The organism is Pedobacter sp. (assembly GCF_035317785.1).
Taxonomy (GTDB): Bacteria; Bacteroidota; Bacteroidia; order Sphingobacteriales; family Sphingobacteriaceae; genus Pedobacter.
Genome location: NZ_DATHGC010000033.1, coordinates 1 through 4,487, shown reverse-complemented (window position 1 = coordinate 4,487; position 4,487 = coordinate 1). Strand labels below are relative to the sequence as shown.

At 45.8% G+C, this 4,487-nt stretch carries 1 protein-coding gene; it reads right to left on the bottom strand.

Going from position 1 to position 4,487, the window contains the following annotated elements; all coding sequences use genetic code 11:
- A partial coding sequence (locus VK541_RS02495) for a carboxypeptidase-like regulatory domain-containing protein (protein ID WP_324366598.1) occupies positions 1-4,487 on the bottom strand: 4,487 nt, incomplete at both ends.

Below are 4,487 nucleotides of genomic sequence, written 5' to 3'. Positions count from 1 at the left end.
TTCTAGTAAAAGGTCCAGCCCAACCCCGGTACTGCCCACGCAGTAAATGATGTTGGCGTTTACACCAAATTTCAGGAAACCAGTCAAATCGCCGCCGATGTAGTGCAGACCAAACTGTCCGTCTGCACCACCAGAAAGGCCTATACTGCACATCTCCAGATCATATAAACAAGAAGCACGGGCAAAGGCCTTTCCGCCAATATTAACTTCTGCACCATCGGCAACGCTCAACAGTACATATAAATCAATTCCTGCTGAGAAATCAAATACCGGCACAAAAGAACCAATAATCGGTATGCTTTTTAAATTAGGCCCCGGCAGCTGAGGAAGGTCTTGTTTGCCCAATGATTTCATCACATTGACATAGAAACCCTTCAAACCCGTGTTGAAGGAAGATGGCAACTGATTATAGAGCGTGACACCCAGCAATTTACTCTTCATGTATGCTGGCAATGCGGCACTGTAATAACCAATCGCTATTCCACTTTTGAAGTTTCCAACCAATGCCGATGGCAAAGGTGCAGAGATCTGGGCATTGGTAATTGCACCTACCAATACAAATCCATTTTCATCCATTTGCACATCAATGGTACCGTCCTGGATGGTAACAGGCCCCATGATGATATTAGCATTCGATAGCGTCAATGCCCCCTGGAAAATTTTCCGGTCAAAATCAAAAGTTAAACCCAGGTTTCCAAACGGACTTTTGATGTCACTCAGTTTGATGACTTTTCCGGATGACCCATCAGTAGACAGCGCACCATTGACTACAAAATCGATCAGGTTGCCATCCGGCAGCAACATATCCTTTGTCGTATTCGTCGCCTTATCATAGGATGTATAATTTTGCGGCTGACCCGTGAAACGCAGCAGATCCCATTGGTTATTGCTCACTTTATTGCCACCCACCTTCAGCAACAGGGATTTCAGACCCATTACAATCTTTTGATCCGGCTTAAGATCCATTTTGATGTCCCCCGGAACCTTAGTAAGCGTACCTTTGATCCCTTTTATGGCATCATCAGGGGTATTTTTGTAGATCAGCACGTTACCATCCACAATCAGTTTATCGGGCGAAAGCTCATACTTGTACCCTTCAAATTTCACCTTACCGGCCATATTCACGTCGGTTTGCAACTTTTCAACGCCCAATACCACATTATTGTTATCCCGTTTTGGATCGGTGGGATCTTTATAAAATTTAAACCGGCCTGTCACACTGCCATTCGCTCCCGGTATCTCCAGATCAGTATTGCCTACCAGGGTGAAAAAGTTATCGGCCACTTCAATCCCGCTGACATGCTGCCCGATCACATTGTAGTAATTTACATCGGTTTCCTTTATCATGATCGTTTTATGCTTTCCGTCGCTATAGGTGCTGAGCATGTCGATGTCAATTCTCGAACCCATCATACCCGGCAGATTGCCGATATAAGCAACAGGCTGCTGCCCGTTGGCCAGGTTTAGCCGGTAATGGGGTTTTTGGTCAAAAGGTGCCGCTTCATCATAATTCAGGGTGAGTTTTGCACCACTGAATAAATTCAGCGGTGTCACATTAGCCAGTGAAAGTGATTCATTGCCTGTCATTTTGCTCGCGCCCAGGTCTATGGACTTAGGCATGATCATCAGGTCATTCAGCGCAACCGAAGGTAAATTGGTTTTTAAGCTACCTCCTATTACCTTGAAACCACCCTGGTTCACATCATACATCAAACCCTTGCCCCTAATTGACCAGCTCTCCAGTGGCAGGTTGATATCACCCACATATTGGTTCCAGACAATCTCCTTTGGAGCCACTTTCAACTGCCCTGCCGGTAAGGTACTCGCACCCACCAGTGGGATCTGTACATTAACATTGGCATTGAGGTAAAATGCACTCTGGTTAAAATACCCGGAACTGAATTTCGCACTGAAGTTGTGAATACTAAAATTGTTCCTGCCATACAATGCAGACAATGCATAAGTCGATGCAGGCTGGAAGCTTGTATTCGCTGAGAAAACCGTAATGAGAGATTTCGACATCTCAAACGGAGTAGCCGCACTGTTCAACAGGAACTTGCCTGTATAGTCATAGCTAAAATTAAAGGAAGCCAGTTCAGAAGTCACATAGCCACTCAGTTTACCCAGACCGTTGTTCTTCTCGACAAACAATTTTCTGGAAAATGCACCATTGTCAGAAGCCAGAACCTCACAGGCATACTGGTTAAAGGCAGTAACTTTTAGCGCATTGGTCTCTAAGGTGATCCGCTCCGCTTCCGGCACCATCGTCCCCAGAGCTACGGCACCTGGCTTCACCTTCGCACCCAATCCGCCAAAGACATCATCGGGTTTCTTGAAACTAACCGTCACATTATTAAACGGTAAGGCAGCACTTCCAATACCCGTAAAGGTGGTGTTGAGCGGCATGCCTTTAAACACCCCTGAAATTTTAGTCACATTGTGTACCGAGGTCACTGAATTGATTTCTACAGGAATGCCCCATATCTCACTTTTTGCTTTAAAAGAAGTCAGACCAAAGTTGGCAATACTTAACCCCGGCACGTTAGGAATGCCGATAGCATTAAGTTCTTGCCGGATATACGGCGTCCCTGTCGACTTCACGGCATAGATCTTCACTGGCAACTGCGGAAATATTGGGGGAAGATTGAACTTTGCATTTAAATTCTCGGCGCCGTACAGGGTATATCTGCCCTGTGCATCTGTGGTGGTCTCATTTTGTTGCTCTCCATCTGCGTTGACACCGCTAATTGTATAGACGCGTGCCCCCTCTATTGGGCTGCCTGTATTTGCATCCACAACCACACCAATTATTTTTTGCGCAGGAACCAGTTGTATCGTCATCACCTTTGGTTCCTTGAGCAGCGGAATCAGCAGATAATCATCATAAGTTACATAACCAGGGGCCGTTACCCGAACTTTAAATTCGTTTGCCGGACTGGCGATAGCCACGATGTCGGTAGAACTATAGGCGAAATAATCTGTAATGCCATTCCTGATGCGGGTTTCACTGCCCCCGATCAGGTTGTTGTTCTGATCGACAATCTGAAAGCGGGCACGGTGCAATTTCTCTTTCAGCACAATCCTGCCACTTGCCTGACCGGCGGCATTGGTGATCACCGTCCAGTCTCCATTTGCCTGAATGACCGGCGCCAGCGTATCAGAAAAATAGTTGTCCACTGTAGGCACAATTTCCACAGACTTCCAGCCCGTAGGTACATTTTCAATCTGGAAATATCCATTGGTATTTTTAATAAAAGGACCGTTTGCTACCCGGATGTTACAGGAAACTGGCTGGCCCGCTTCATTAACAATATATCCGGCAATTTTCCCGGCAGCATGCATGGGTTGTTCCACTTGCGCAGGATAACGCTCACCAAGGACGATGTCTTGTCTGACCGGCACACCATTTTTTACGGTAACTATTTTATCTGCAAAACCTGTTCTTCGGATCACAATCGTGCGGAACAAATTCTCTTTCAGACCGGATAGCTGAAAATATCCGTTCTCGTCCGTATAGCCGTTCGTACTTTCTATCGGCGCATAGGCGTTCAGGCTCGCATAGGTCGCTACGGTAACGATAGCACCCTGAATACCCTTTGGAACGTTATTCTGAATGGTCACCGCCCTTAGGTATATTTCAGGTTGTTTAGGCCGGACAATGACCTCTGCATGAAAGGTTTCCGGCTTAAAGTCGCTGTTGAAAGTCCCATCTGTCGAATTGTTTACCATACCGGTCTTAATCAGTGGGCCGTACATTGGCTTATAATTAAAGTTTCCTTCAAAAGGGTTCACTGCGACAAAGGGTATGTGGGTATGAGTTGTCAGCAGGTTTTTGAAATGCGCTACCCCGAATTCATCCGTTTTGACAATGTCTACGATTGGCAGGTTCTCCTTGTTGGCGGCTTCGGCGTTAATCATGTTTTGCCCGTTATAACTTTCCGCATTTGCTTCGGCAGGCATGGTCAGCGGATTATCTTCCAGGTCTTTGTCAAAATTGACTTTGTTGTCACCATCGTTCTGTTTGCCAAAATAGACATGCTGATCGAGCAGCTGTACCGGATAATTGGCCAGTACCTTTCCCGGGTCAACCGCCTGGTTCTTAATCGTCTTATCGGTCACAATGGCTACATCCGCGTTATAGGACCTCACAAAGACCAGCTCATCCGGCAGGATGGTTGTTTTGCCCGGTTTTGGCACCAGGCAAATATCCGAACTCGTAAAATAACGGCTGTCATCTTCGATCATCGGACGGATAAAGCCAAAATAGCTCAAACCTTTGTCAGTACCGATATACCCAAGTTTATAATTATTGACAAAAGAAACACTGAAGTCCCCATTTGTACCTAGGGTGGCAGTTGCTACCTTCAGATTATATTGTATTTTTTCTCCATTATAATTCAGATATGCACCGGAAATGTAATCTGAAGTAATAAAGGAAATTGGCTTCAGCTCAGTAAAGCTTTTAGGGTTCTTATTACTGCTTTGCA